Below are 26,639 nucleotides of genomic sequence, written 5' to 3'. Positions count from 1 at the left end.
ATGTTGTTGCTCAGGAGACTCGTTCATGATCTGGTGCAGAAAGCGCTCAGCGAGTTCGGTCTTTCGTACCACTTCGAAGTCGAAGTCCCACCCGAAGGCTTTGGCGATTTTTCAACAAATGCAGCCTTGACAGGTGCCAGGCACGCGAAGCGTCAGCCTATGGAACTCGCAGAAAGAATAGCCGAAAAGTTGAAGGGTGAGGATGTTTTTGACTCGGTGGAGGTTGCGAGACCTGGGTTCATCAACTTTAGACTGAGCAGGAAAGCCTACGTTGACGTTTTGAGACAGATAATAGTCAACGAAGCTTATCCCGTACGCAAATCCGAGCCGATGAAAATCCAGTTCGAGTACGGTAGTGCCAACCCAACGGGTCCGTTCACGGTGGGGCACGGCAGGCAGCTCGTCATCGGAGATGTGCTTTCAAACGTTTTCAAGGAGCTTGGCTACGAAGTTACCCGAGAGATGTACATCAACGATGCGGGAAGGCAAATAAGCCTGCTGGCCAAATCTCTGTGGGTGAGGTACAACCAGTTGCTCGGTTCACAGGATCTCGACATACCCGAAGACGGTTACAGAGGAGAATACCTCATAGACATCGCCAAGAAACTCTTGAAAGAAGTTGGAGATGTTTACAAAGACCGATGGGACTCTGAAACGGAAAGGTTCTTCAAGCGTTATGCCGTGGAAAACATACTGGCTAACATGAAAGAAGATCTCAACTCTCTCGAGTGCGAGTTTGACGTGTACTTTTCCGAGACGAGCCTGATCGAAGACGGGACTGTGCAGAAGGTACTCGAGTTTCTCAGGGAGAAGGGGTTCATCTACGAAAAGGATGGTGCCGTCTGGCTTAAAGTTTCACAGTTCGTAGAAGACAACGACAAAGTACTTGTCAAGAGCGATGGGAGTCACACGTATTTCTTGACCGACATCGCCTACCATTTCAACAAGTACAGTAGAGGTTTCCACAAGGTTTACGACATATGGGGCAGCGATCATCATGGGCACATACCCAGAATGGTGGCCGCCATGAGGGCTTTGGGTATCGAAGATGGATTTTTCAATGTGATACTCCATCAGTTCGTGACGCTCAAGCGTGGTGAGGAGATCGTACGCATGTCGACACGTGCGGGCGAATTTGTCACGTTACGACAGCTGATCGAAGAAGTGGGCAAAGACGCCGCGAGATACTTTTTCGCCATGATAGATCCAAACACACACATGGTTTTCGATTTGGAACTCGCAAAGACGAGAAGCATGGATAATCCCGTTTACTACGTTCAGTACGCGCACGCGAGGATCTGCAGTCTCTTCGAGCAAGCAAAGAGCAAGTCCATAACCTTCAACAGGAACTCAGACCTCGAATTACTCGACGATCCAGCCGAGTTCGCTGTGATAAGGAGACTTGACATGTTCGAAGATGCCCTGCACGAGGTTGAAAAAACCCTTTCACCCAACAAGCTGACCCAGTATCTTGAAGCTCTCGCCTACGACTTTCACAGCTTCTACACCAAGTGTCTCATCCTCGATCCAAACAATCCACGTTTGTCAAACGCCAGATTGAACCTCGCCTACGCGACGTTGCTCGTGCTCAAGAAAGGTTTGTCCCTGTTGAAGGTCAGCGCGCCGGAAAGGATGTGAACCGTGTGGTCGAAAGGTACGCACTATCACCGATGAAAGAACTCTGGAGTGTTCAAGCCAGTCTTCGTAGGTGGCTCTCAGTGGAACTCGCCGTCATGGAAGCTTACGAGCAACTCGGTCTGATCCCTCTTGGTGTGAGTGAAAAGGCGAGAAAGAATGCAATGATCGATCTTTCATTGTTCGAGAGTTACGAACGTGAAACGGACCATGAAGTGATCGCGTTCATCAAGATGGCGACGAAGAACATGCAGGATGAGGCGAGGTATTTCCACTACGGACTGACGTCCTCGGATGTCATAGATACTGCGCTGTCCCTTGCGCTGGTCGAGAGCAGCGACATCCTGCTCGAGGCGCTGTCGAAGCTCTTGAAGTCTCTCTGGGTTCTCGCCAACAGGCACAGATACACCGTCACGATCGGAAGGACACATGGGGTACACGCCGAACCAACGAGTTTCGGTCTCAAGGTGTTGAACTGGTATGCGGAGATGAAACGAAACCAAGAAAGGTTGAGGATCGCTCGGGAACAGGTGAGGGTTGGCAAGATCAGCGGTGCGGTTGGAAACTACGCGAACGTTCCACCCGAGGTTGAGGAACTCGCGCTGACCAAGCTGGGTCTGAAGCCAACACCGATCTCGAGTCAAGTCGTTGGCAGGGATCATCATGCGTTCTTCGTCATGGTCCTCGCGTTGACGGCAAGTGGCGTGGAGAGGATCGCAACCGAGGTGAGGCACCTGCAAAGAACGGAAGTTCTGGAAGCTCAAGAACCTTTCAAAGAAGGTCAGAAAGGCTCCAGTGCCATGCCGCACAAACAGAACCCGATCCTGTGCGAGAGGCTCTGCGGTCTTGCGAGGATCATGCGTTCTTTCGTGAGCACATCCTTAGAGAACAACAACCTCTGGCACGAGAGGGATATATCGCACTCTTCGGCAGAACGCTACATCTTCCCAGATGCCACGCAGACGCTCCACTACATGCTCGTCAAGACGAACCATCTGATAGAAAATCTCACCGTGTACGAAGACAGGATGCTGAAGAATCTGAATCTGACCCGCGGGCTCGTTTATTCGGAGAAAGTGATGCTCAAACTCGTTGAGAAGGGCATGAGCCGAAGTGAAGCTTACGATCTTGTGCAGTCTCTCGCGCTCAGATGTTGGAAAACGCAAGAAGATTTCAAAACCCTCGTGGCTCAGAACGTGCCGTTTTTGAATGAAGAAGAGCTGGAATCTATCTTCGATCCAACCCAGTTTTTGAAACAAGTTGATCGAATCTTCTCACGGTTCGAAGGAGAGTGAATTCAGTTGAACACTGTGGTGGTTGGTCTTCAATGGGGAGACGAAGGAAAAGGAAAGGTGGTCACGTACCTTTCGAGGAATTACGATTGTGTCGTTCGTTACAGTGGCGGGAGCAACGCAGGTCACACCGTGGACTACGGTCAGTTCAAGCTCGTGCACCATCTGGTTCCTTCTGCCGATTTGAGGCTTCGCAAGGGTATGTACATAGCCACGGGAGTTGCGGTGGATTTGAACGTGCTTTCGCAAGAGATCGAACAGCTGGAGCAATTCTTTCCAGGCAGCGGTGAGGCGCTCCAGGTGTCCAAACAAGCGCACGTTGTCATACCTTTCTATAGAGAACTCGATGGAAAGATCGATGCGGCACGCAGTGAACCCGTTGGCACCACTCGAAGAGGTATAGGCTTGTGCTATGCCAATCGAGCGTTGCGTTTTGGAGTGAGACTTGAAGATTTTGAAGACGAGGTGTTGCTCGAAAGAAAACTCGCAGAGCTTGTGAGAGTGTGGAATCTCGACATCGATGCGAACTCGATTCTGAAGCAGATGCTCGAAATTTACCACAGTCTCTCTCATCACTTGATCGACAACGTTGAGGCTTTCGAAAGACTGAAAGGCAAAGACCTCTTGTTTGAGGCCACCCAGGGTGTCTTGCTCGACGTGGACGCGGGGACGTATCCTTACGTCACTTCGACGAACTGTTCGAGTAGCGGTGTTCAAGCAGGTTTCGGTTTTCCCATCAAGCTGGACAAGGTGATCGGTGTGACGAAGGCCTACACCACCAGAGTGGGTGAAGGCCCATTCCCAACGGAACTGAAGAACGAAATGGGTGAGAAGATCAGAAGACTCGGTGATGAGTACGGTGCGACAACGGGTAGGCCCAGAAGGTGTGGCTGGCTCGACTTCGTGCTGCTCAGATACGCTGTGAAAGTGAGCGGGTGTGACGAATTGATCCTCACCAAAGCTGACGTGCTGAACGGACTGGAAAGGTTGGCCGTGTGCGTCGCTTACAACGTTGACGGGGTGAAAGTCCGAGATGTGAAGAATCTGAGGAACATTCACAAAGCTGAGCCAGTGTACGAAGAAATCGAAGGATGGAAAGATTTGAACTCGCCTTCCTTTGAAAAGTTTCTGAGGAGAATCGAGCAGGAAACCGGCGTGAGAATCTCCCACGTTTCCACGGGCTCCAAGGTGGAAGACATCGTCGTGCTGTAGGGGGGATGTGGATGGAACTCATAGAAGCGATAAGAACCAGAAGGAGCATTCGGAAGTACGACTCAAGCAGGGACGTTCCAAAGCAAACCATCGAGGAAATCCTTGAGCTTGCCCTCAACGCACCCAGCGCAGGGAACAGACAACCGTGGCGATTGCATGTGGTGAGGAATCCATCCTTGAAGAAAGCGCTCTGTGAGGCTGCGTTCGGACAGACCTACATCGAAGAGGCGCCATGGGTCATTTGTGTCGTCGCTGTACCCGAGGAGAGTGGCTCACGTTATGGCGACAGGGGAAGAAACCTTTACTGCATTCAAGACACGGCTGCGCTGATCACTTACATCATGTTGATCGCACGAGAATTTGGCCTGGACACGTGCTGGATTGGCGCCTTCGACGAAGAGAAAGCGAACAAGATCTTGGGTCTGCCGGCGGGTCAGAGATGCGTTGCGATGTTGCCGATCGGTCATGCGGCTGAACCGAGAAAAAACCGGCCAAGGAAACCTTTGAGAGAGATCCTCACATACCACGAGTAGGGAGGTTTGAAAGATGGCGGTGAACCTTACAGGAAGATCGCTGCTGACGCTCTTGGAGTACACACCCGAAGAGATAAGCTATCTGCTCGATCTCTCGTTCCAGGTGAAGAGAGAAAGCAGGGCGAAGGTCGTTCACAGAAGGTTCGTTGGAAAAACCTTGGCGATGATATTCGAGAAGAGGTCCACGAGGACGAGGCTCGCTTTCGAAACAGCTTTCGCGGAAGAAGGTGGCCATCCCATCTTTCTTTCGATCCAGGATATTCAACTCGGAGCGAAGGAATCTGTAGAGGATACCGCAAGAGTACTCGGCAGGATGGTCGATGCGATCATGTTCAGGGGTTTCAAACAGGAGACAGTGGAAGCCTTGGCGAAGTATTCGGGAGTTCCCGTCTACAATGGACTCACCGACGTTTTCCACCCGACGCAGGTACTCGCGGACCTCATGACCGTTCAAGAAGTCTTTGGAAGATTGAAAGGTATCAAGCTCGTGTTCATGGGTGATGGAAGAAACAACATGGCCAACTCACTCATGATAGGCTGTGCGAAGATGGGCATGCATTATGTCGTGTGCTCCCCGAAAGAGCTCAGGCCTGACGAGAAACTGTTCAAGACTTGTCTTGAGGTTGCCAAAGAGACGGGTGGGACCATTCAGATAGAGGAAGATCCGGAAAAGGCCGTAGAGGGAGCCGATGTGATTTACACGGATGTGTGGGCCTCGATGGGTGAGGAAGACAAACAAGCAGAGCGCGAGAGACTACTGAGGCCATACCAGGTGAACGAGCAGCTCATGAAGAAAACGGGCAAGAGCGAAACGATCTTCCTCCACTGCCTGCCCGCCGTCAAGGGACAAGAAGTCACCTTCGAGGTCATCGAAGGAAAGCAGAGTAAAGTCTGGGACGAAGCCGAGAACAGAAAACACACGATAAAGGCACTCATGATCGCAACTTTACTATAAAAAAGCGGAGCCTTTCGGCTCCGCCTTCTCTTCAGCTCGACTCTCAGTTTATGGGAGTCACATTGACAGCTTGGGGTCCTTTACTGCCCTGCTGGATTTCGAACTGGACTTTCTGGCCTTCCCTGAGCGTCTTGAATCCGTCGACCTTGATCGCGGAGAAGTGCACGAAGACGTCCTCTCCGTTGTCTCTGGTGATGAATCCGTAGCCTTTCTTAGAGTCGAACCACTTCACTGTACCGTTGTACATGCTTCTAACCTCCTAATCCTTGGTGCCTTCCGCACCGTGATGATTTAATATAACACGTGTTGGGGAAGAAAGTGCCGAAGAGCGAGAAAAACATCTTGGTGGAATTAAATCGTTACATATATCGCGCCGATGTCGGACCTGAGCGGGGTGAGCTATAATGGAAAACGTGATTTTCCACATCTTAGAACGTGTCGTTTGAACGCGGAGTCGAATTGTGGGACGTTTGTGGAGGGAGGTAAGAGCATGGGTGGATGGAAGAGATGTCCGCAATGTGGAGAGAAATGCAGGAACAACGTGAGAAAGTGCCCTTCTTGTGGCTACGTCTTTGAGAAAAAAGAATGTCCAGACTGTGGCGCCGTCATCGACGACGATATCGACGAATGCCCCATCTGCGGTTGGCTCTTCTCTGATGAATTCTTCGACGAGCGTGACGAAGATTATGATTACGAAGATCTCGAGGATTTTCACGATCTGTCCGATTATGAAGACGAAGATTGAGGTGTTGCTATGATACTCTTGAAAAATGCCACAGTCTACTCGCCAGAGCCTCTCGGCGTCAGAGACATCCTCCTTGCCGTTGACAGAATCGTCGCGATTGAAGAACAACTGACGGTGTGCCTGCCGAATCTCTCAGTCATCGATTGCTCGGGTAAGATTGCTGTTCCCGGATTCATCGACAGTCACGTCCACATCTTGGGTGGTGGTGGCGAGGGAGGCTTCAGGACACGTACCTACGAACTTTCCTTTTCGGACCTCGTACGCGCCGGTATCACCACGGTGGTGGGCTGTTTGGGAACCGACGGGGTGACGAGGAGCTTGGAGTCGTTGTACGCGAAGGCCAAAGCGCTCGAAGAGGAAGGTGTTTCGAGTTACATCTACGTTGGTTCCTACCGTGTACCGCCCGTAACGCTGACTGGAAGCATCATCAAAGACATCGTTTTGATCGACAAAGTCATCGGGGTCGGAGAGGTGGCAATCAGCGATCACAGATCTTCGCAACCGACTTTGGACGAATTGAAGAGGCTTGCAGCCGATGCACGCATCGGAGGCATGCTCAGTGGTAAGGCTGGGGTGGTCAACGTTCATGTGGGTGACGGACCAACGATGCTGGAACCACTCACAAACGTGGTGAAAACGAGCGAGATACCGATCACGCAGTTCTTGCCCACACACATCAACAGGAATTCGAAGTTGCTGCATTCATCGATAGAATGGTTGTCGATGGGAGGATTCATCGATCTCACGACGAGCATCGGTGGCCTTCTTGATGAGGAGCTGTTGCCGTGGCGTGTATTCAGAGAACTCTCAAACGAGGGATTCGAAGGGCAGATCACGTTCAGTTCCGACGGACAAGGAAGTTTGCCGCGCTTCGACGAAAAGGGAAACTTTGTGGGACTGGACGTCGGCAGGGTCTTGTCCTTGTACGAACAAGTGAGGATGGCCGCTGAACATGGAACACCGCTGGAAAAGGCTTTGCTGCCTATCACGAAAAACGTGGCTAAGATCTTGAAGCTCGTGAGCAAGGGCACTCTTTCCGTTGGAATGGATGCGGACATCGTGCTCTTGGATCAAGATCTCAAAATAGACACAGTGGTAGCGAAAGGCAAAATTCTCATGCTGAACAAAGAACAAATTGTGAAAGGGACGTTCGAGGCAGGAATTGAGCTATAATACCCTTGAGAAAAATTGCACTATGGAGGGGTAACGTTGGAGAAGGTCCCAAGACCTGTCATACGCAGACTTGCAGTGTATTTGCGCTGTCTCTCTAACTTGGAAGAAAAGGGGATAAAGGTGGTCTCCTCCAAACAACTCGCTTCGATGTTGCAGATAAAGGACTCACAGGTTCGAAAGGACCTATCCTATTTTGGTAACCTCGGTCAAAGGGGCCTTGGTTACGATGTGAAAAAGCTGTCAGAGAAGATACGTGAAGTGCTCGGTCTCTACAAAATGTGGTCTGTGATAATACTGGGTGCAGGCAACATAGGCAAAGCGCTCGCGAACCACAAGCGTCTGGAGCAGAACAACTTCAAAATCGTCGCAGTCTTCGACTCGGACGAGCGCAAGATCAACAAACAGATCGCTCCGGGCTTAAAAGTTAGGAATGTTTCCGAGCTGCAGCAGTTCGTGAAGGAACATGGAGTGGACATAGCGGTGCTTGCCGTACCCGCTTCCGTGGCAAACGATCTGGCGTGTGAACTTGAGAAGGCAGGAGTGAAGGGTATCGTTTGTTTTGCACCGACGACTTTGACCTGCAGGATCCCCGTGGAGTACGTCGACATAACTGTGTTCTTCAAGACCCTGGCTCACAGCATCGTGAACAGTTCATACAACATATAGTATACTATTGAACAAAGACACAAGAGGTAGTATAATCACCCCCGGAAAGGGGGTTTTTTCATGCACGAGCTCGTGAAGAAGTGGCAAAACGTAGCTCCTTCTCAAAACGCTGAGAAGATTTTGAGAGAGAGGTATTATCTGAAAAATCGCGAAGGGGAGTATCTGGAAAACAGCTGGAACGAGCTTTCAAGAAGAGTAGCGCGTGTGATCGCTGCCGCGGAATTGTTGAACAATCCTCGCCTGCAACAGATGACACCTGCGGAACGTCTGGATCACATCAAAAGCTGGGAGGAGGCCTTCTACGAGCTGATCTCGAGTCGCATCTTCATTCCGAACAGTCCCACGCTGTTCAACGCGGGCATGGGTGTGGATTTCGAGCTGCTGTACAAGCCTCTGGAAAATATGAAGCTCGAAGATTACGAGAAGATCGTCCAGCAAAGGAACCACCTTCACATGCTTTCAGCTTGCTTTGTCGTACCCGTCGACGACAGCATAGACGGCATCTTCACGGCGGTGAAAGAGTACGCAATGATAACCAAGGTCGGTGGCGGTATAGGGAGCAACTTCAGCGCGCTCAGACCGAACGGAAGCTTCGTTGCCGGTACCCACGGCAAGGCATCGGGCCCCATAAGCTTCATGCACGTTTTCAACTCCGCAGTCTCCGTGGTTGAGCAGGGTTACAGGAGGCGCGGTGCGTTGATGGGCATTCTGAACATCGATCATCCAGACATCGTTGACTTCATCCAGGCAAAGCGCGGTAACGACGGAGAACGCGTGCTCAGATTCTTCAACATCTCCGTTGGCATTCCGATGCAGCGTGAAGAGATCTTGAAATTGTACGAGCAAGATGGCCAGATCGAGCTGCACCATCCAAAGTGGGTTGGTAAGAAGCAGGTCAGGGTCAGAGAAATATTCCAGTTGATGGCGCAGAACGCTTGGGAGACGGGCGATCCGGGCATGGTGTTCCTTGGAGAGATGAACAAGTACTACGCACTATATCCGGTGAGACAGATCATCTCGACGAACCCCTGTGGCGAGATCGGGCTTGGACCTTACGAGGCATGCAACCTCGGTTCGATAGATGTGGCGAAACTCTACGATGGAGGAAAATTCGCGTGGGATGCACTCGAAAAGATCGTGCGAGTTGCAGTTCGCTTTCTGGACAACGTCATCGATGTGAACGTGTTTCCCATAGACAAGATCGAGTGGGCCGTGAAAGAGTCCAGGCGACTCGGCCTGGGTATCATGGGTTTTGCGGACCTACTGTACCAGATGGAAATACCCTATGACAGCGAAGAGGCAAGACGTTTTGCCAGAAACCTGATGGCTTTCATCTCTCTGCACGCGCACGAAGCTTCTTCGGATCTCGGTGAGGAAAAAGGAAACTTCCCGCTCTTTTCACAGAGCAGGTATGCCAAAGAAGAAAACTTCGTGCCATTCTCCATGGACGTGAGCGATTACGATGACGAAATCAAGCAACACTTCAAAACGCGGGCCAAGAAACACAAGAGAAACGTTGCGGTGCTCGCCATAGCGCCGACCGGTTCCATATCGAACATCGCCGACACTTCTTCCGGCCTCGAGCCCAACTTCCTGCTGGCTTACGTCAGGTATGTGAACAAACAAAGCAGCGGTGAACGGGAGCCACTTCTGTACGTCAACGAAGTTCTCAGAAAGAAGATGCCAGCCGAGGATCTGAAGAGGATTGAAAGCGAGTTGATAGAGAAGGGGAGCCTGAAGAATCTGGACGTCGATGAGAAGTGGAAGCGGATCTTCGTGGTCGCACTCGATATAAGTCCTATGGACCATCTCTTGATGCAGGAGGCTTTTCAATGTTATGTCGACAACAACATTTCCAAGACGATCAACATGCCGAACTCGGCGAGCGTTGATGACGTGCTGGACATCTACGTGGAAGCGTTGAAGCACAAAATTCGGGGTTTGACCGTCTATCGTGACGGCTCGTTGAGGACCCAGGTTCTCACCACGGCCAGATCCGCGCACAAGAAGGAAGCAAAGCTGCAGTTCTTCATCGTGGACGAAAAACACAAGCTGAGACCCAGGCCGAGGAAAGAAACGTTGAGGAGTGTGACCAGAAAGTACAGGACCTCCGATGGCACGACCTACATAACTGTTTCTTTCGACGACAATGGTGAGGCAATAGAGATCTTTCTCTCCAACGGGACGGAGACGGCCGAAGCCATAGGAAGACTCTGTTCCATCGCCTTGCGTGCGGGCGTTTCGCCGGACGAGATCATCGAACAGCTGACGAAGGTGAAGGGAGAATATGTCAGGAACGTTGGGCTGGAGATCAAGAAAGCGATCGAGGACTTCTCTTCGCTCTGGTCTTCGACCCAACAGAACGACTCTTGGGATGGAACCGTTAAGAGCGCCGAAGAGATCGAAAGGTTTGTCCAGGCGAACAAGCTCGAATGGCAGGAAGGTTATTACGTTGATTCCAGCGGGAATGTTTACTGTCCGTCGTGTTTGAGCAAGAATTCTCTGTTCAAACAGGAAGGATGTATCGCCTGTAGAAACTGTGGTTGGTCAAAGTGTAGTTAAAGACGAAGCCGGCCTTTCGGCCGGCTTTGTTCGCCTTCTGAGCATCACTCGTGTTGTTGATCTTCGGGCTCAACAAGTTTCCTCAACTCTTCATCCTTTGTCAAAAGCTCTTCCCACGCCTTCGACACCCGTTCGAACTCCTCTTCGGATTGCACCGAATCTATGTAGAGTCCACCATCTTCCGCTTCCTTCACTTCGAACGGGTAAATGTCGCCGAACTGTTCGATCTGTCCTTCTTCGTTCATCATGATCTCTTCGCAAATCCAGTATTTCTTCATCCCATCTTCGATCTCCGCCAGGATAACGAAGTGATGTTCGTGACCTTCCTCGTCCGTCAACACGAAGACATCGAGATCCTCTTGACCCATGATACCAACTCCCTTCGAACCGAATGGTGAATAGATCATACCACACTTTTCGCAAGAAGTCTCAGGGCAAAATAAGATGAAGTTTGAGTTAAGGAAAGGTACAACACACAGTAGGATGGCATTTGTGGTAAAATGATTTCGGAATATGTGAAATGATTTCGAGACACACGTTTCCCCATTGATTATACCAGAGGAGGTGGATGCTGTGAAATCGTTGGTATTCTTCTTGATATGCGTAACCACCCTTGTTCATGCCTATTCCGTGGCGCTGCTCATCACGGGTGAAGTTGCGGGCAACGCGATCTACGAAATGATGGTGGCCGGTGCGCGCAGAGCATCGCAAGATTTTGGGTTCGATGTCAAGATCATCGAAGGCGGTTACAATCCCGCGCGCTGGGCAACCCTTCTCACGAGTCTCGCAGCATCCAAGAGCTACGATCTGATTGTCACCTTCACCGAAGGTATGCCGAAGAACGTCGAGAACACCGCTAAAGCCTTCCCAAACCAAAAGTTCATTCTCATGGATGCACTGGCACCAGTTCTGCCGAACGTTTATTCAGTCGCCTTCAAGGATGAAGAGATGGCTTATCTGGCAGGTTACTTCGCCGCACTCGTCACGAAGAGTAGAATGCCACGTGCAAACGAACAGTTGAAGATCGGTATGATCGCAGGTGACGTTTATCCCGCCATGATGGAGAAGATGAAACCGGCATACGAAAAAGGTGCAAGAGATGTCGAGCCGAACATTCAAGTGTTCTTCTCCGTCGTCGGGAGCTGGGCTGATCCGAGCAAAGGTGCCGAGCTGGCCCAAGTTCAGTACGAACAGGGAGTGGACGTCATCTTTCTGGTTGCCGGTGGCTCTGGCATGGGCGCGGTCAGAAAGGCGCGGGAGATGGGAAGGTACGTGATAGGAGTCGATTCTAACTACATCGAGAAAGATCCTGAAGTCATCCTCGCCTGCGCTTTGAAACATGCGGATAAAGCCATCTACGAGGTCCTCTCGAAGGCTGTCAGAAACGAGTTGAAGTTTGGCACGAGAGAGGTGTGGGGTGTCAGGGAAGGTATGATAGGTTTCACTTTCGATGATCCGAACTACATCGAGAACGTGCCTCAGGAGATTAGAAGCGAGATGCTCAGAGTTTACGAAAAACTGAAGGAAGGCTCCATCCAACCTCTGCCATGAGAGGCAAGACTATCGTACAGCTTCTGAACGTTCAAAAAACGTTTTATCCTTCCGGCGTAAAAGCGTTAAAGGGGGTTAACCTGTTTCTCGAGGCCGGGAGCGTGCACGCGCTCCTCGGTGCGAACGGAGCTGGAAAAACTACGTTAGTGCGGATCCTCGCTGGTGAAATACAACCGGACGCCGGTGAAATCTTCGTAGACGGCAGAGCTGTGAATTTCAGAACACCGAAGGACGCGATGCGTCAGGGCATTGCTCTGGTGCATCAGAACCTTTCTCTCGTGGAGGAGCTGACCGTCCTCGAAAACCTGTTCCTTGGAAGGGAACCTCGCAGACTCTTCTTTCTGGACAAGAAGAAGGCCGAGCGAAGGGTGAAGGATCTTTCCGAAAGACTCTCTCTGATCGAGCTCAACAAGAGAGTTGCCGATCTGAGCATGTCAGAAAGACAGAAAATAGAGATAGTGCGCGCTTTGATGTTTGGTGCACGCGTGCTGTTGCTCGATGAACCCACAGCTTATCTCAGCGAGAATGAAGAGGAGAGACTGTTCGAATTACTCGTGGGCCTGAAAAAATCCCAGTGCGCCATCCTGTTCATAACGCACGATGTGAATCAGGCTCTGAAGATCGCTGACAGGGTGACCGTGCTGAGGGAGGGAGAAACGGTTCTGAGCGAGGAGACTTCAAAGCTGAACGTTCAACGAGTGATCGAGGCGATGGGTTTTCGTTCCTCAGAATCTCCTCGCGCGCGCGTAAAGATCGGTGAGGAGCTCTTGAGAATCTCGGACCTCACGTTCAAGTCTGGAAAGAGGCTCGTTCTCGATCGCGTGTCTCTTTCTGTGAGACAGGGCGAAGCGGTCGGCCTCTTTGGCCTCGGGAACGATGGTCAGTTCGATCTGCTCGAGGTGCTCATCGGTTTGAAAAAACCTGTCTCAGGGCGAATTTTCTTCCAGTCTCGTGATATAACACATCTTCCGATCCGCGAGAGAAGAAGGCTCGGAATAGCGTACGTGCCAAAAGATCGTTTGAGGGAAGCTTTGAACCTGGAAGGGTCAATCTTGGAGAACGCCATGGTGAACGTTTACCGCGAGATTCCGTTCGCGAAATTCGGGCTCCTGAACTGGACACTCTTACAACGTCACATTCACGACATGTTGAAAGAGTTCCAGGTGAAAACTGCCTCGCTCGCACAACCCGTCAAAACGCTCTCTGGTGGGAATCTGCAACGTTTGATCCTTGCCAGAGAGCTCTTTCAAAGACCGAAGTTGCTTCTTGCCTGTCGGCCCACATCCGGCCTGGATGCTCAGGTGCAATATTATGTAGCCGAGAGATTACAGCAGTTAAGATCCTGGGGCTGTGCGTTGATAGCCACTAACGATGCCGAGGAGGCTTTTGGTCTCTGTGACAGGGTGCTGGTCTTTTCCAAAGGTAAGTTGAAGAAAACGCTGTACAGAGAGCAGCTGACTGGACCCAGCGTACTCGTCTCGTTGGTTGGTGAAGAAACATGACGCAACGAAAGATCCTTTCACCGGTTCTCACCGTCGCCATAGCCTTTCTTGTGAGTGCTGCCATCCTTGGCATCACCTCTCACCAGCCGCGAGAGACTCTACGCTGGTTCTTCCTCGGTCCGTTTTCGAACCTCTACTTTCTTGGAAACATGCTGGCTACGTCGATACCTCTCATTTTCACAGGACTCGCCGCTTGCCTCGCTTTTTCAGCCGGTGTGTTCAATTTAGGACTCGAGGGTCAGCACTATTTCGGTGCGATAATCGGGACCATCGTCGTTCTGAACGTTCCCACATCCAAGGTATCCTCGATGGTTCTTGCTCTCGCAGTTTCTTTCTTAGTGGGCGCGTTGTTGGCATTGGTTCCGATGTTGCTCAGGGTGAAGTTAGGCTTCAGCGAGCTCATAAGTTCGTTCATGATCGGACAGGTCTTCATCTATGTTGGGGATTTTCTTCTCAACGGTCCTTTCAGAGATCCAGAGGCAGCCTTGGCTGCCACAAGGTATCTCGACGAGACGGTTGTGTTGGCAAAAATCTTGCCACCTTCGAACCTTCATGCCGGCTACTTGATTGCAATAGCGCTGTGTTTAATGTTCGCCTTCGTTCGCAGACGCTCCGTTATGGGATACGAGTTCAAAATGGTGAGAGGAAACCCACGTTTTGCAAAGATTTACGGGATGAATGTGGAGAGAATCTGGTTGCTCGCGATGATCTTGAGCGGTGGAGTTGCCGCCCTTGGAGGGATGGTCGAGATTCTCGGCGTTTATGGCCGTGCGGTGAGAGGTTTTTCTCACGGTAATGGATTCAACGGCATAGCTGTTTCTCTTTTGGTCAGAAACGATCCTGCGCTGATATTTCTTTCCGCACTGTTCTTCGCGTATCTGGAGAGTGGCGCTGAGATCGCTTCGCTGATGGTGCAAACGCCGGCAGAAATCGTCAGGCTGGTTCAGGGCATCGTCTTCTGCCTGGTAACTGCGGAGTTTCTTTTCAGTCGAGGTGAACGGGATGCTGACTCAATTGCTTAGATCGTCCATCTCCTCGGCCCTTCCGATAACTGTGGCGGCGATCGGTGCGAGTTTCACGCAGACAGTTGGAAAGTTGAACATAGCGATCGAGGGGACGATGCTGGTCTCATGTTTTGTCTCCGTTTACGTGGCGGTTGGTTCGAACAGCTGGCTTTTGGGTGTCACTGCTGCCATGGCCTTGTCATGCCTCCTCTCGTTGTTCGTTTGGCTCGTCCACAGATATTTGGGTGCGAACATCTTCGTCGTTGGTCTTGGCGTAAACCTTGCCGCTTCAGGCCTGGTTGTTCTCTTGTCTTCAACACTCTTAGGCTCAAAAGGCACCATCTTCTTCGAAGAAATGCCGAGGATCCCAGCACTTCGACTCGAAGTTTTTGAGCACAACGAGACACTTCTCACTTTGCTGTCCGATTACAACGTGCTGGAACTCACGGCGATGCTTTTGGTGTTTGTTTCCTGGCTCATCACGAAAACTCCATTGGGATTGAGAATGAAGGCGGTTGGTAAGAACGAATCCGTGGCGAGACAGCTCGGCTTGAACATCGACGGGATCAGGATTTCGTCCTTCATCTTCTGTGGGCTCTTCTGCGGTCTGGCAGGTTCTATGCTCTCGTTGCCACTCAGCCTGTTCGTCTCGGGCATGACGAACAATAGAGGATGGCTCGCGTTGGTGGCTGCCGTTCTTGGAGGCGATAACCCCCTCGGCGTTCTCGGTGTGTCTATGGTGCTCGGCTTTTCTGTGGCCCTGTCCAACAGGCTGCAGCTTTTCACAGCGTTGCCGGCCGAAATCGTGCTCTCCATTCCCTTGATACTGACGCTCTGTGTGGTTTTGATCTACAGTATATTGAAAACTGGAGAAAGGGGTCGATCGCCGTGAAAAGGAGTGTCTATCACAGACTCAGGGACCTTCTTCCCCAGCTGAGAGGTGTACACGGTGAGATCGCCCGACACGTGATAGAAGACCCAAGCTCGGTGCTGGAAATGAAAATAACCGATTTTGCCAAGAAAATAAACGCTTCGCCAGCTTCTCTCGTGGATTTCTGCAAAAAGCTGGGTTTCAGCGGTTTCAAGGAGTTTCGTCTCGCTTTGGCACAGGAGATAAGCTTGCTCGAATCGATGAAGCCCGACGTTGAGAAAATATCTGAAGTGTCACGTGATTACATCAACTTCATCATCGAAGAAGTCAAAGAATCGTTGAAACTGGTTGGCGACGACGATCTCACGAAAGCCACGAACGCACTGATGAAAAGCAACGTGGTGGAAATAGCGGCGTACGGTTTCGACACCGTCGCTGCGCGAGATCTTTTCTTGAAGCTGAAGCAGTTCGGATTTCAGGTGAATTTCTTCGAGAACCCATTCTTGCAGAGCATTTCTGCCTCGTTTCTGAACGAGAACTCTTGTCTGGTTGCGATCTCGAGCAGTCATTCCTCGCGTGATCTGCTCGATGCGGTCAGTTACGCCAAGAGGGCCAAGGCAACCGTGGTAGCGATAGCACCGCCGAGCAGTGCGGTGTCTGACTTGGCAGACGTGTTCCTGGCAGTGTACGTTAAGACGGAGGTGTTTCCAGAGGGTGGTTTTCTGACGAGGTTCTTGCAGTTATTCGTGATCGACATGTTGCTTCTGAAGATGTTCGAATTGGATAAAGAAAGGTTCAGGAGCGCTTACACACACTTCGAAGAGGTGTTGAGGTACAAGAGGAGGGGAGATCGAGGTGTCTTCTGACCTGGTCATGGCAGTTGATATCGGCACCACCAACGTCAAGTTGGCGTTGTTCGATACGGAAGGAAGAAAGCTCTTCCATTTCGAAAGACAATGCAGAGAAGACGTTTCCAACGGGAGACACGAAATAGATCCGCAAAAATGGTGGACAGCCTTCGTCCGCGGTGTGCACGCGGCAAACGAAGAACTTAGAAAGAGAGTTCGGGCCATCTGCATCAGCAGTCAGGGGCCAACCATCGTGCTGGTCGATCGGGAAGGCCGACTCGTTGGTAAGGCGATTGGCTGGCTTGACAACAGGGGCCAGCAGCACTTGCAGTCTTTGAGAATGCAAAGCATCGATGAACAGACGGCCTCGGCCGTGGCCAAGCTGATTGAACTAAAAAAGGTTTTGAACGATAACGCCTATCTGCTTCAACCTGCCGACTATTTGATCATGAGATTGACAGGTAGAATCGTTAACGCCACCTTTCCGCAGTACGGATATTCTCCCTGGTACAAGGAGATTCTTGACAGGTTCGATCTCTCGCAAACCTTCATCGTTCCGGAACTTGTGGAACCTTCGAATGTCATTGGCAAGTTACTTCAAAATGTGGCTCGAAGACTTGGGTTACCAGAAGATGTGATCGTCGTGGCTGGCGCTCCCGATTTTGCGGCTGCGCTCCTGGGGACGAACACACTCAGGCCAGGCGTCGCGTGTGATCGTGCTGGAACCTCTGAAGGTATCACACTGTGCAGTGATGTTGAAGTTCACGCACCGGGTTTGATAACCACACCTTTCTTCATCGATGGACTGTGGAAAATAAGCGGTTTACTGACAACTTCGGGGAAGGCCATCGAATGGATGGCAAGCCGTGTGGCTCGATACAGAAGCGTGAAGGGTCTTTCACTCTCGAACGTCAAGAGGCCCACGGGTGTGATCTTCCTGCCACACTTAGTGGGAGAAAGGAGCCCGTATTGGAGTCCAAAACTGAGAGGAATTCTCTTCGGTCTGGACCTGGAGAGCAACTCCAAAAGCTTGATTGTCTCCGCTGCGGAAGGAGTCGCCTTCGCCGTGAGGCATATCGTTGACGAGATGAGGAAAGCCGGGGCGAGGGTCGAAACCATCAGGACCACAGGAGGACAAGCGACCAACGAACTGTGGAATCAGATAAAGGCTGATGTGCTCGGAATGAACGTGGAACTCGTAAGGCCTGACGCGGAGTTGTTCGGCTGTGCCATACTGGCGATATCCTGTTTGAATGGAGAATCTTTCACACAAGTTGCAGAAAGACTCGCGAGTGTGAAAAAACGCTTTACACCTGATCCCGAGAGGCACAAACTCTACAACAAGTTTTACGAGATTTATCTCGAGTTGCACGAGAGAAACCTCGATCTGTTCGAAAGACTCGAAGGCTGATCAGACGAGTGCCGAGAAGAACTTCACAGCGGCCGACGCATTCGCCCGCGGGTTGTATCCACCCTCCTGCACGACCAGCGTGGGAATCTTGAGTTTGCTTATGGCTTTTCCCATGAGCCCGTAATCGTCGTCTTTGAGGGAAAATCCACCGACTGGATCGTCCGCGTGCGTGTCGAAACCCAGCGACACTATGAGCACATCGGGATAGTAATTTCTGATTTCCCTCAAAGCCTGTTCCAGCGCTTCTGAATACTTTCGCCAGTCAGACTTTGGGGGCAATGGCAAATTGATGTTGAAACCCTCGCCGGGTCCCTGACCCGTCTCACTCTCCCTGCCACTGACCCATGGATAAAAGATATCCGGATCTCCGTGTATCGAAACGTACAGGACCTCGTCCGTCTCGTAGAATATGTCCTGAGTACCGTTGCCATGATGAAAGTCGAGATCCAGTATCGCAACACCATCAGCGTTTCCTCTGGAGAGAAAGTACATGGCCGCGACCGCCGCGTTGTTGAAATAGCAGTACCCTCCACAGGCACCTCGAGTTGCGTGATGTCCGGGTGGCCTGACAAGTGCGTAGACCAGATTCGTCCTTCCGCTCAGCAAACTCGCCGCTGTCAGTGTTACGTCGACTGCACGCTTCGCTGCGTCGAAGGTCCAATTGCTGATCGGAGTTCCGGTGTCGAAACACAGATCGTACCCGAACAGCTCGGTTATGTACTCCTCATCAGGCTCAAGGGATACGCATTTGTTTTTCAACCACTTGACGTACCGTTCGTCGTGAACCAGATACACGTAACTCATGGGAAAACTGTTCGGAGAGTGTATGTTGTCGAAACCGTTCATGATCAACGCGTCCTTTATCGCTTCGATGCGTTCGGGTTTTTCGGGGTTCTCTATGAATTTGCCCCTGTCTATCTCCTTCGTCGGCCTGTGGAGGACGTGTTTTGGATCGTAGACGATCTTCAATCTTCCATCATCCTTTCTATCTTCTCAATTCTTTGGCTGTGCCTGCCACCCTCGAAATTCGATGAGAGAAAGGCGTCCACGATCCACTGGGCAAGTTCCACTCCGAGAAACCGACCCGGAAGGACGAGCACGTTGGCATTGTTATGCTCCCTGGCCAACTTGGCCATTTCTGGAAACAGACAAAGAGCCGCCCTTATACCTTTTACCCTGTTGGCCGATATGCTCATACCTACGCCCGTGCCGCAGATCAATATGCCGAAGTCGGCGCGGTTCTGCTTGATATCGTGTACGACCTTCTTGGCGAGATCAGGATAGTCCACCGCATCTTCGGAGTACGTCCCTTCGTCGAGGACTCTGAAGCCTTTCGAAGCTAAATAAGCTTTGATGGCTTCTTTCAATCGGAACCCTGCGTGGTCACAACCGAGTGCGATTCTCATTCAGTTACCCTCCAGAAAGAATTTTAAAGCTTCTTCAACCGCTGGATAGATCTTGAAAACGCCCTCCAGAGAGGTTATCTTCAAAATCCTGGCGAGGTTCTCGTGGAGACCGCACAGCGCGAGGGAACCTCCATTCAAGCGTGCAGCGCGCTGTAAACCGAGCAAAACTCCAAGCGCTGAGCTGTCCATGTACTCGACTTCCGACAGATCCACAATCACGTTGCTTTTGCCTGCACTTATGTATTTATCCTTGACGAAACTTTTGAACTGGAAAGAGTTGTTCATGTCCAGTTCGCCGTGCGGCTTGACAACGACCACGTTCTTGAGTTCAATCGCCGTCCAGTTCTGCTCACTCATAGATGCGGATCACCCCAACAACTTTGCCCGTTATCTTGACGCGAGATGGTTCAAGTTCCATGGGTTTCAAAGAAGGGTTTGCGGGTTTCAGTATGATCTTGTCCGGCTCGAAGTATATCTTCTTGAGGGTTGTCTCTCCGTTATCGACGAGTACGGACACGATGTCGCCGTTCTCCGCGGTGTTCTGCTTCCTCAGCACGACGTAGTCGTTCTCGACGATGTGTTCGTTCACCATGCTGTCACCTTTCACCTTGAGCACGTAGTGCTCGAAACCGCTCTTCAACATTTGTTTCGGTACCTCGATCGCCTCGACGACACGTTCTATGGCTTCGATCGCGTTCCCCGCAGCTATGATCCCGACCACAGGAAGTTTGACGGCCTCAGCCATGTTCAAGAGCTTTATGCTTCTGGCCTTCTTCGAGCGGGATATGTAACCTTTCTTCTCGAGCGCGACCAGATGCATCATGGCTCCACGAGGTGTTATGCGAAAGGCTTTGGCTATATCTCTGATGCTCGGAGAATAGCCGTGTCTCTCCATGTAGGAAATGATGAATTCCAAAACCTTTTTTTGCCTCTCTGTCAGTTGCCTCACGTGTCAAACACCACCCTCAAAACGATTTTGTCTGACCTTTCAACACCCAGACCATGGTACGTGAGAGCTTTGAGCTCGGTACCTTCGATCTCTTCAAATTCCCTGAACGTGCAAACCAGTTTGTCGTTCTGGATGTGACAATCGTACGGAAAGAGCTTTCTCGATTCGATTAGGTAGATCCAGTCGTTCACGATGTCGAAGACGGCATCTTCAAGGTTCTTAGACAGATCGTACTCGAGCTTCGTCTCCTGTTCTTTCAGTCTTACAGAGTAGTGATCCTTGAAGATCCTGACGAGCTCTTTGAAGACCTCCTCTTCGCTATCGCAAACTATCTCGTAACGTACGTCCGCCGTGTGGTTCAACTGTCTGTACACGTTTCCACCACCGCAAAGTGTGAAACTTCGTCGCCTTCATTCAGCTCCAGTATCTTGACCCCTTTCGCGGTCCGCCCGACGACGCTTACGGCCGAAACTTTGAAGCGTATCGAGTGTCCGTTCTTCGTGAGTACGATGACGTCGGATTCGGGATTACTGATGAGTTCAGCACCGCAGAGAAAACCGACCTTTTCGACGCTCGGCATCGTCTTCACACCGACTCCGCCACGGCTCTGAATTCTGTACTCGCTCAATGGCGTGCGCTTTCCAAAGCCTTTGGTGGTGATCGTCAAGATGTCACCTTCGTTGTCGGAAAGCACGACCATTCCAACGACCTCGTCACCATCCCTCAGTGAAATCGCTGTGACACCCATCGCGGAACGTCCCATCTGTCGTACCTCGTCGATGGGAAACCTTATCGACATTCCGTTTTTCGTGATGATCAGAATCTCCTTGTCCTTCTCATCACAGACGCTCGCTGCGACGACAGAATCTCCGTCATCGAAATTTATGGCTTTGATACCCCTTGCGGTTGCGTTTTCAAACTCCGACAGGGGCGTTCTCTTGATTTTACCCTTTTTCGTGACCAAGACGAGGTCTCCATGCCACTCGTTGAAGGGAATCATTGTGAGGACGGACTCGTCCTCCTCGAGGTTCAGATAAGCCCTGATTGGCTTACCCTTGCTGTCCCTGTTGCTCAGCTCGATCTCGTGGTTTTTCAGAACGAACGCTCTACCGTGGGAACTGACGAAGATGGTTTTGGAGTGCACACGGCTCGCACATACTATGGCGATTTCATCGTCTTCGGCGATCCGCGCGCCTATTATTCCCTTTCCACCGCGCCTCTGACTCCTGTAATCGTTCAGACTCGTCGCCTTTATGTAGCCTTTCTCCGTAAGCACGAAGACGATATCTTCATCCGGTATGAGATCTTCAGGTGTGTAGTCGAGGTCCTCTTCGGCGTTGGTGATCTGAGTTCTTCTCTCATCGCCGTATTTGCGCTTCAACTCCTCGAGTTCCTCGTACATGACCTCGTAGACTCTCGAATCGTTCGAAATGATGTCCTTGACGAAGTCGATCTTCTTGATCAGATCAGAATACTCTGCCTTCAGCTTTTCAATCTCCAGACTCGTGAGCCTGCCCAATCGCATGTCGAGGATCGCTTTCGCCTGTTCTTCAGTAACGCTCAGAAGATTCATCAGATTTTTCATTGCATCCTCGTTGCTCTTGCTACTCCGCACGATGTCCACGACGCTTCCTATGACCCGCGCGGCTTTCATGATTCCTTCCAGAACGTGTGCCCTCTTCGAATAGACCTTCAACTCGTACTCAGCCCTTTTTCTGATCACGTTGAATCTGTGCTGAACGAAGGCACGTACCAGCTGTAGCAAGTTCATGAGCTTCGGACGGTTGTTGTCTATGACGAGCATCTGAACGTTGAAGCTCGTCTGTAACGACGTGTGCTTGTAAAGGTTGTTCAGAACGAGTTTGTAGTTGCCGTTCTTGGGAATCTCTATGACGATCCTCAGACCCTTCTTGTCCGACTCATCCCTGACATTCTTTATCGGGATCTTCGGGTTCTTCTCCGCATATCTAACGATCTCTTCGATGAGGGCAGCCTTGCTGACCCCGTATGGGATTTCTGTCACGACGATCTGATCGTGTTTCTTACCTTCCTCGAAGTGCACTTTGCTTCGGACGACGATCCTGCCCCTACCCGTGGCGTATATCTCTCTCAGGCTGGTCGCGTTGACGATGATGCCACCTGTAGGAAAATCTGGACCTTTCAGATGCTGCAGGAGGTCTTCGACACTGCACTGTGGATTCTTTATGAAGAACTGTATGGCGTTGATGGTCTCAACAAGGTTGTGGGGTGGGATGTTGGTCGCCATGCCGACGGCGATACCTGAAGAACCATTGAGCAGTAGGTTTGGAACCTTCGAGGGCAAGACCGTTGGTTCTTTCAGCGTGCCGTCGAAATTGTCTTGCATTTGAACGGTGTCTTTGTCCAGATCTTGGAGCATCTCCTCGGCAATCCTTGAGAGCTTGGCTTCGGTGTACCTCATCGCCGCCGGGGGATCTCTGTCGATGGAACCGAAGTTACCCTGACCGATGATCAGAGGATATCGCATCGAAAACGGTTGTGCCAGCCTCACCAGCGCATCGTACACGGCCATGTCTCCGTGTGGATGGTACTTACCGAGCACTTCACCGACGATCCTTGCGGACTTCTTCGACTGAGCGTTGTGTGTCAGTCCGAGCTCGTGCATCACGTAGAGGATTCGCCTTTGCACGGGTTTCAACCCGTCTCGCACGTCCGGAATCGCGCGTCCTATGATGACGCTCATCGAATAGTTCATGTATTGCTGTACGAGTTCGTCTTCTATATTCTTTGTGAATATCTCGGACATCATCTTACCTCCTAAGAGATCTTCGAGCCCGGGGCCGCTCCACCGTCGACTATGATCAACTTGACTTGATCGTTGTCGTGGGCTGCCAGGAGCATTCCCTGAGACTCCACACCCATGAGTTTGGCAGGTTTCAGGTTCGCGACGACCACTATACACTTACCGACGAGCTGTTCTGGTTCGTAATACTTCGCGATACCTGCAACGATCTGTCTCGTTCCGAGCTCCCCAAGATCTATCGTGAGTCTCAGCAATTTCTCGGAACCCTTTATTCTCTCTGCGGAGAGAACTTTCGCCACCCTCAGGTCGACCTTCCTGAACTCGTTGATGTCCAAAAGTTGGACTTGAGAAGCGACTGTTTCCTGCGGTACTTTCTGCTCGCTCTTCAGTTCGACCTTCTGGAACAGAGGCGCACCATGGATGATCTTCTGTCCGGAACGCAGAGTCCTCCACTGCCTCAAATGCTGCGCGTTTGGCTGTGTTTCCTCACCGAGGCGGCGCAGCACTTCCAGCGATGAGTTCGGCATTATGGGATAGAACATGATCGCGACCTTCTTGACGGTTTCACACACGTTGTAAAGGACTGTGCCCAGTTTCTTCATCTCACCTTGCTTCGCCAGAAGCCATGGCTTGCGTTCGTCGAAGTACTTGTTCGCCAAAGTGAGTATCGCCATAACGGTCTCAATGGCATCAGTGAGTTGGTAGCTGTCCATTTGGGCCAGGTATCGCTCGACCTTGTCAAGCACTTGCTGAACAAAGCTTTCGTCCTCTTGTTCAAACGGACCCGGTTCTGGGATACTCGAGGCAAAATGTTTTTCAAGCATCGCGAGTGTTCTGTGCAACAAGTTTCCATAATCGTTGGCCAAATCAGAGTTGAGTCTGTTCACCAGACCCTTCTCGGAGAAATCGCCGTCCTTGCCGAAGACGATCTCTCTCACAAGATAAAACCTCAGCACGTCGTTCCCGTACTTATCCACAAAATACTTCGGATCTATTGCGTTGCCGAGAGACTTCGAGATCTTCTGGCCATCGACGGTTAGCCAGCCGTGGGCGAACACCGTCTTCGGAAGCGGTAGGCCAACGGACATCAGCATCGCGGGCCATATGATCGAGTGGAACCTGTTTATTTCCTTGCCTATCAGGTGCAGATCTGCGGGCCAATACTCGTTGAACCTCTCTGGATCCGTGGGATAACCGATCGCTGAGACGTAGTTTATGAGCGCATCCACCCACACGTATATGACGTGTTTCGGGTCGTCCGGCATCGGCACACCCCAGCTGAAGGTGGTTCTGGTTATGCTCAGATCCTTCAGACCGGATTCGAGTATCTTGATCATCTCGTTTCTTCTGAAGTCTGGTTGAACGAACTCTGGATGTTTCCTGTAGTGTTCCAAGAGCGCATCGCGGTACTTCGAGAGTCTGAAAAAGTAGTTTTCTTCCTCGATGAATCTCACTTCTCTGCCGCAACTCGGACACGTGTGGTTCGGCCCGAGCTCTTCTTCGCTCCAATAACTCTCACACGGGACACAGTACCAGCCTTGGTACACGCCCTTGTAAACGTCACCGTTCTCGAGCATTTTCTTTACGAAGTACTGGACCACCGCCATGTGCTTTGGATCCGTTGTCCTGATGAAACCGTCGTTGGTGATCTGTAGCTTCTCCCAGAGTTGTTCGAACTTCTGTGCGAGTTCATCACAGAACTGTTGCGGATCTTTCCCCGCGGCACGCGCCGCCTGGAAGACTTTCTGCCCATGCTCATCGGTCCCGGTGAGAAAGAAGACCTTATAGTTCATCATTCGTTTGTAACGTGCGATTATGTCGGCAATTATCGTTGTGTAGGCGCTTCCGACATGTGGTTCGGAATTCACATAGTATATTGGCGTCGTGATGTAAAACTTCAACCACTCCACCTCCAATCGATCCACTCACATTTTACACCGAAAAGTTGAAGTTCGAATAATCATAAGTATACTTCTTCTTGTGTCAAAACTTTTGTACCCCATCTCTCCACAAACCAGAATTTTTCCTCGGTATGGACTGGTATTATGACGTCTGGTTGGAGTGTCTCGATGAGCTTCTCCAGTTCCTGCGCGGATACATGTCCTGAAGCATGGAACTCATTTGTGAAGACGATCTCGTCGTTCTCGAAGGCCAAACCGCGGGGTTTTATTCCGAACCTCGTCAACCAGTTCTTGAACCTCTTGTAGTCCATCTGTTGCTCCTCCGTGTAAGCCTCGCTCGTCGAATGTATGTAGATCGAACCGTTCAAAACCGTTTCATCGATGTCGAGCATCTGTGGCATGTCGAAGTATCCGGCGGCCACGATGTATTTTGCAGGGCTTTTGTTGACCTCTTCTGGTCCAACGAGCAGACCACTGGACTTAGCGAAGTGGATCGCTTCCTTCTCGAGCTTTGAGAACTCCACTTTTCCTATGTGGTAAACGCGCAAGCACTGTATCTCTTGCTCCGAAAGTTGCCAGGTTGGATCGATCTTTTCCATGTACTGCAAAAGCGCAAAGTCTTTCGGTGTCAGGGCGAGATATCTTCCGCACATCTGTGCAACCTTGAGGAAACTCATGAGCCTCTCCAAGTGTTTGGTTGGAAAATCGGCTATGACCAGCGTGTTCGTTCTTGAGACTGCGTCGAGCACGTTTTGAAAAACCGTCCGCTCGTCATTGGTTGTATCGGCTTTCCTGCTCACCCTTGTTCCTTCGACAATGAGAACCAGCGGTTTTTTCAGTGAATCTCTGTAATCCTTGATCTCTCTTGCGAACTGTTCGGTCCTCTTCGAGAGCGCCAGTCTTTTCTCACCGAGTTTCGAGCGCCAGAATTCTTCCTCCTCTTTCGTCGGACTCGCCCTCAAATCACCTGTGTAGATCACGATCGCATCGTCGACCTCAACGCACAGCGCTGCCGCACCGAGCACCGAATGGTACACGGGAAGGATCTCGACGCGGTTGGGCCAGCATTGATGTATGTCGACAGGTTCGAATTCGTCCTCGAGTTGGTCTTCAACGTTTTCGAGGCAAATCTTCCTATTCTTTTTCTTTCTGTCGTTCACCAGCACGTCCGTGCGAATGTGTTCATCCTCGCTCCTCGTTCTGGTCCGGATCGTCAGCTGTTCCCAAATTGAGGGTTTCAGCTGGTCCATCACACTCAACAGCGCGAAGGTTTCCTTCGTCATGAGTAAAGGAATCTGCTCACTCAGAAGACCTATCAGACCGCAGTGGTCGGCGTGTGCGTGACTCACAAATACGAACTTCACGCACTCGTTGCTGTCAAAATCTGGGGCAAGAAGGTCCGATCTGTAGACGTTGAGCCGTGGTATCAAATCGAGTTTGAGCAGATCGTGCAGTATCTTACCCGTTCTGGGCTTCAAGTATTCTTCAAAGTAAAGCGACCATTTCTTAAAATTAACACCGAAGTCGAGCAAGAATCCTTCTCCGTTCTCCGAACACACCAGTATCTTGTTTCCTCCTATACAATCATGACCATCTATAATTCTTATGTGCATCTCAGGACCTCCACGAAAGATTCTAACA

Annotated in this window: 25 protein-coding genes; 15 read left to right on the top strand and 10 right to left on the bottom strand. The window is 51.0% G+C overall.

The genetic code is table 11. The features are described from left to right. The 5 genes from argS to argF are packed head-to-tail and all read left to right on the top strand — an operon-like array spanning position 1 to position 5,627. Positions 1 to 1,638, top strand: a complete 1,638-nt coding sequence (gene argS / locus AJ81_RS02815) for an arginine--tRNA ligase (RefSeq protein ID WP_031503878.1) — start codon at positions 1 to 3, stop codon at positions 1,636 to 1,638. Positions 1,639 to 1,643: 5 nt separating this feature from the next. Beyond that, positions 1,644 to 2,930, top strand: a complete 1,287-nt coding sequence (gene purB, locus AJ81_RS02810) for an adenylosuccinate lyase (protein ID WP_031503876.1) — start codon at positions 1,644 to 1,646, stop codon at positions 2,928 to 2,930. A 15-nt stretch (positions 2,931 to 2,945) separates the two neighbouring features. After that, positions 2,946 to 4,139 (top strand): adenylosuccinate synthase, encoded by a 1,194-nt coding sequence (locus tag AJ81_RS02805; RefSeq protein ID WP_306452429.1) that lies wholly within the window; start codon positions 2,946 to 2,948, stop codon positions 4,137 to 4,139. Positions 4,140 to 4,150: 11 nt separating this feature from the next. Next, a complete protein-coding gene (locus tag AJ81_RS02800) occupies positions 4,151 to 4,672 on the top strand; it encodes a nitroreductase family protein (protein WP_031503872.1) in 522 nt (173 codons plus the stop codon). A 13-nt stretch (positions 4,673 to 4,685) separates the two neighbouring features. After that, the gene (argF, locus tag AJ81_RS02795) at positions 4,686 to 5,627 is read left to right on the top strand and encodes an ornithine carbamoyltransferase (RefSeq protein WP_031503870.1); all 942 of its coding nucleotides are present in this window, start codon (positions 4,686 to 4,688) and stop codon (positions 5,625 to 5,627) included. Positions 5,628 to 5,670: 43 nt separating this feature from the next. On the opposite strand, the gene AJ81_RS02790 is transcribed toward argF, so the two are convergent. Further along, a complete protein-coding gene (locus AJ81_RS02790; protein WP_031503868.1) occupies positions 5,671 to 5,874 on the bottom strand; it encodes a cold-shock protein in 204 nt (67 codons plus the stop codon). Positions 5,875 to 6,117: 243 nt separating this feature from the next. On the opposite strand from AJ81_RS02790, the gene AJ81_RS02785 reads away from it, so the two are divergent. From AJ81_RS02785 to AJ81_RS02770, 4 genes are read left to right on the top strand one after another with little or no spacing between them, the layout of a single operon-like run. Further along, entirely contained in the window at positions 6,118 to 6,372 is a 255-nt protein-coding gene (locus AJ81_RS02785; RefSeq protein ID WP_038059674.1) for a double zinc ribbon domain-containing protein, read from the top strand. A 9-nt stretch (positions 6,373 to 6,381) separates the two neighbouring features. Next, positions 6,382 to 7,545 (top strand): beta-aspartyl-peptidase, encoded by a 1,164-nt coding sequence (gene iadA / locus AJ81_RS02780; protein WP_031503867.1) that lies wholly within the window; start codon positions 6,382 to 6,384, stop codon positions 7,543 to 7,545. A gap of 36 nt (positions 7,546 to 7,581) precedes the next feature. Next, positions 7,582 to 8,211 (top strand): redox-sensing transcriptional repressor Rex, encoded by a 630-nt coding sequence (locus AJ81_RS02775; protein WP_031503865.1) that lies wholly within the window; start codon positions 7,582 to 7,584, stop codon positions 8,209 to 8,211. A 60-nt stretch (positions 8,212 to 8,271) separates the two neighbouring features. Then, positions 8,272 to 10,773 (top strand): adenosylcobalamin-dependent ribonucleoside-diphosphate reductase, encoded by a 2,502-nt coding sequence (locus AJ81_RS02770; RefSeq protein WP_031503863.1) that lies wholly within the window; start codon positions 8,272 to 8,274, stop codon positions 10,771 to 10,773. Between the two features lie 44 nt (positions 10,774 to 10,817). Here the strand turns inward: AJ81_RS02770 and AJ81_RS02765 are convergent, their stop codons facing one another. Beyond that, positions 10,818 to 11,141, bottom strand: coding sequence for a DUF1292 domain-containing protein (locus tag AJ81_RS02765; RefSeq protein WP_031503861.1), 324 nt, complete (start codon positions 11,139 to 11,141; stop codon positions 10,818 to 10,820). A gap of 205 nt (positions 11,142 to 11,346) precedes the next feature. Between AJ81_RS02765 and AJ81_RS02760 the strand changes: the two genes are divergently transcribed. From AJ81_RS02760 to AJ81_RS02735, 6 genes are read left to right on the top strand one after another with little or no spacing between them, the layout of a single operon-like run. After that, positions 11,347 to 12,324 carry a BMP family ABC transporter substrate-binding protein gene (locus AJ81_RS02760; RefSeq protein WP_031503859.1) on the top strand — a complete coding sequence of 326 codons (978 nt, stop codon included), beginning with the start codon at positions 11,347 to 11,349 and terminating at the stop codon, positions 12,322 to 12,324. Next, a complete protein-coding gene (locus tag AJ81_RS02755) occupies positions 12,321 to 13,826 on the top strand; it encodes an ABC transporter ATP-binding protein (protein ID WP_051368805.1) in 1,506 nt (501 codons plus the stop codon). The genes AJ81_RS02760 and AJ81_RS02755 overlap by 4 nt, the downstream gene beginning before the upstream one ends. Further along, positions 13,823 to 14,848: an ABC transporter permease gene (locus tag AJ81_RS02750; protein ID WP_031503855.1), complete on the top strand. Its 1,026-nt coding sequence runs from the start codon at positions 13,823 to 13,825 to the stop codon at positions 14,846 to 14,848. The genes AJ81_RS02755 and AJ81_RS02750 overlap by 4 nt, the downstream gene beginning before the upstream one ends. Beyond that, positions 14,829 to 15,722, top strand: a complete 894-nt coding sequence (locus AJ81_RS02745) for an ABC transporter permease (RefSeq protein WP_031503853.1) — start codon at positions 14,829 to 14,831, stop codon at positions 15,720 to 15,722. Before AJ81_RS02750 ends, AJ81_RS02745 begins: the two co-directional genes overlap by 20 nt. Further along, the gene (locus tag AJ81_RS02740; protein ID WP_031503851.1) at positions 15,719 to 16,567 is read left to right on the top strand and encodes a MurR/RpiR family transcriptional regulator; all 849 of its coding nucleotides are present in this window, start codon (positions 15,719 to 15,721) and stop codon (positions 16,565 to 16,567) included. Before AJ81_RS02745 ends, AJ81_RS02740 begins: the two co-directional genes overlap by 4 nt. Further along, positions 16,557 to 17,960 (top strand): xylulokinase, encoded by a 1,404-nt coding sequence (locus AJ81_RS02735; RefSeq protein WP_031503849.1) that lies wholly within the window; start codon positions 16,557 to 16,559, stop codon positions 17,958 to 17,960. Before AJ81_RS02740 ends, AJ81_RS02735 begins: the two co-directional genes overlap by 11 nt. Here AJ81_RS02735 and AJ81_RS02730 read toward each other — a convergent pair whose 3' ends face one another. The 8 genes from AJ81_RS02730 to AJ81_RS02695 are packed head-to-tail and all read right to left on the bottom strand — an operon-like array spanning position 17,961 to position 26,611. Further along, the gene (locus AJ81_RS02730; RefSeq protein ID WP_031503848.1) at positions 17,961 to 18,929 is read right to left on the bottom strand and encodes a histone deacetylase family protein; all 969 of its coding nucleotides are present in this window, start codon (positions 18,927 to 18,929) and stop codon (positions 17,961 to 17,963) included. It abuts the gene before it with no gap. Next, the gene (gene rpiB, locus AJ81_RS02725) at positions 18,926 to 19,366 is read right to left on the bottom strand and encodes a ribose 5-phosphate isomerase B (RefSeq protein WP_031503847.1); all 441 of its coding nucleotides are present in this window, start codon (positions 19,364 to 19,366) and stop codon (positions 18,926 to 18,928) included. Before rpiB ends, AJ81_RS02730 begins: the two co-directional genes overlap by 4 nt. Further along, positions 19,367 to 19,723, bottom strand: coding sequence for an STAS domain-containing protein (locus AJ81_RS02720; RefSeq protein ID WP_031503845.1), 357 nt, complete (start codon positions 19,721 to 19,723; stop codon positions 19,367 to 19,369). Further along, a complete protein-coding gene (gene lexA, locus AJ81_RS02715) occupies positions 19,716 to 20,315 on the bottom strand; it encodes a transcriptional repressor LexA (protein WP_031503843.1) in 600 nt (199 codons plus the stop codon). Before lexA ends, AJ81_RS02720 begins: the two co-directional genes overlap by 8 nt. Further along, positions 20,312 to 20,689 (bottom strand): archease, encoded by a 378-nt coding sequence (locus tag AJ81_RS02710; protein WP_031503841.1) that lies wholly within the window; start codon positions 20,687 to 20,689, stop codon positions 20,312 to 20,314. Before AJ81_RS02710 ends, lexA begins: the two co-directional genes overlap by 4 nt. Continuing rightward, positions 20,674 to 23,103 (bottom strand): DNA gyrase subunit A, encoded by a 2,430-nt coding sequence (gene gyrA, locus AJ81_RS02705; protein WP_031503840.1) that lies wholly within the window; start codon positions 23,101 to 23,103, stop codon positions 20,674 to 20,676. Before gyrA ends, AJ81_RS02710 begins: the two co-directional genes overlap by 16 nt. Positions 23,104 to 23,111: 8 nt before the next feature. After that, on the bottom strand, positions 23,112 to 24,998 hold the full coding sequence (gene metG, locus AJ81_RS02700; RefSeq protein WP_031503839.1) for a methionine--tRNA ligase: 1,887 nt from the start codon (positions 24,996 to 24,998) through the stop codon (positions 23,112 to 23,114). Positions 24,999 to 25,057: 59 nt separating this feature from the next. Further along, positions 25,058 to 26,611, bottom strand: a complete 1,554-nt coding sequence (locus AJ81_RS02695) for an MBL fold hydrolase (RefSeq protein WP_031503838.1) — start codon at positions 26,609 to 26,611, stop codon at positions 25,058 to 25,060. Between the last annotated feature and the right edge of the window lie 28 nt (positions 26,612 to 26,639).

The sequence above is a fragment of the Pseudothermotoga hypogea DSM 11164 = NBRC 106472 genome (genome assembly GCF_000816145.1).
Lineage (GTDB): Bacteria > Thermotogota > Thermotogae > Thermotogales > DSM-5069 > Pseudothermotoga_A > Pseudothermotoga_A hypogea.
The sequence above is the reverse complement of the archived record's forward strand: the minus strand, read 5'-3'. Positions and strand labels throughout refer to the sequence as shown.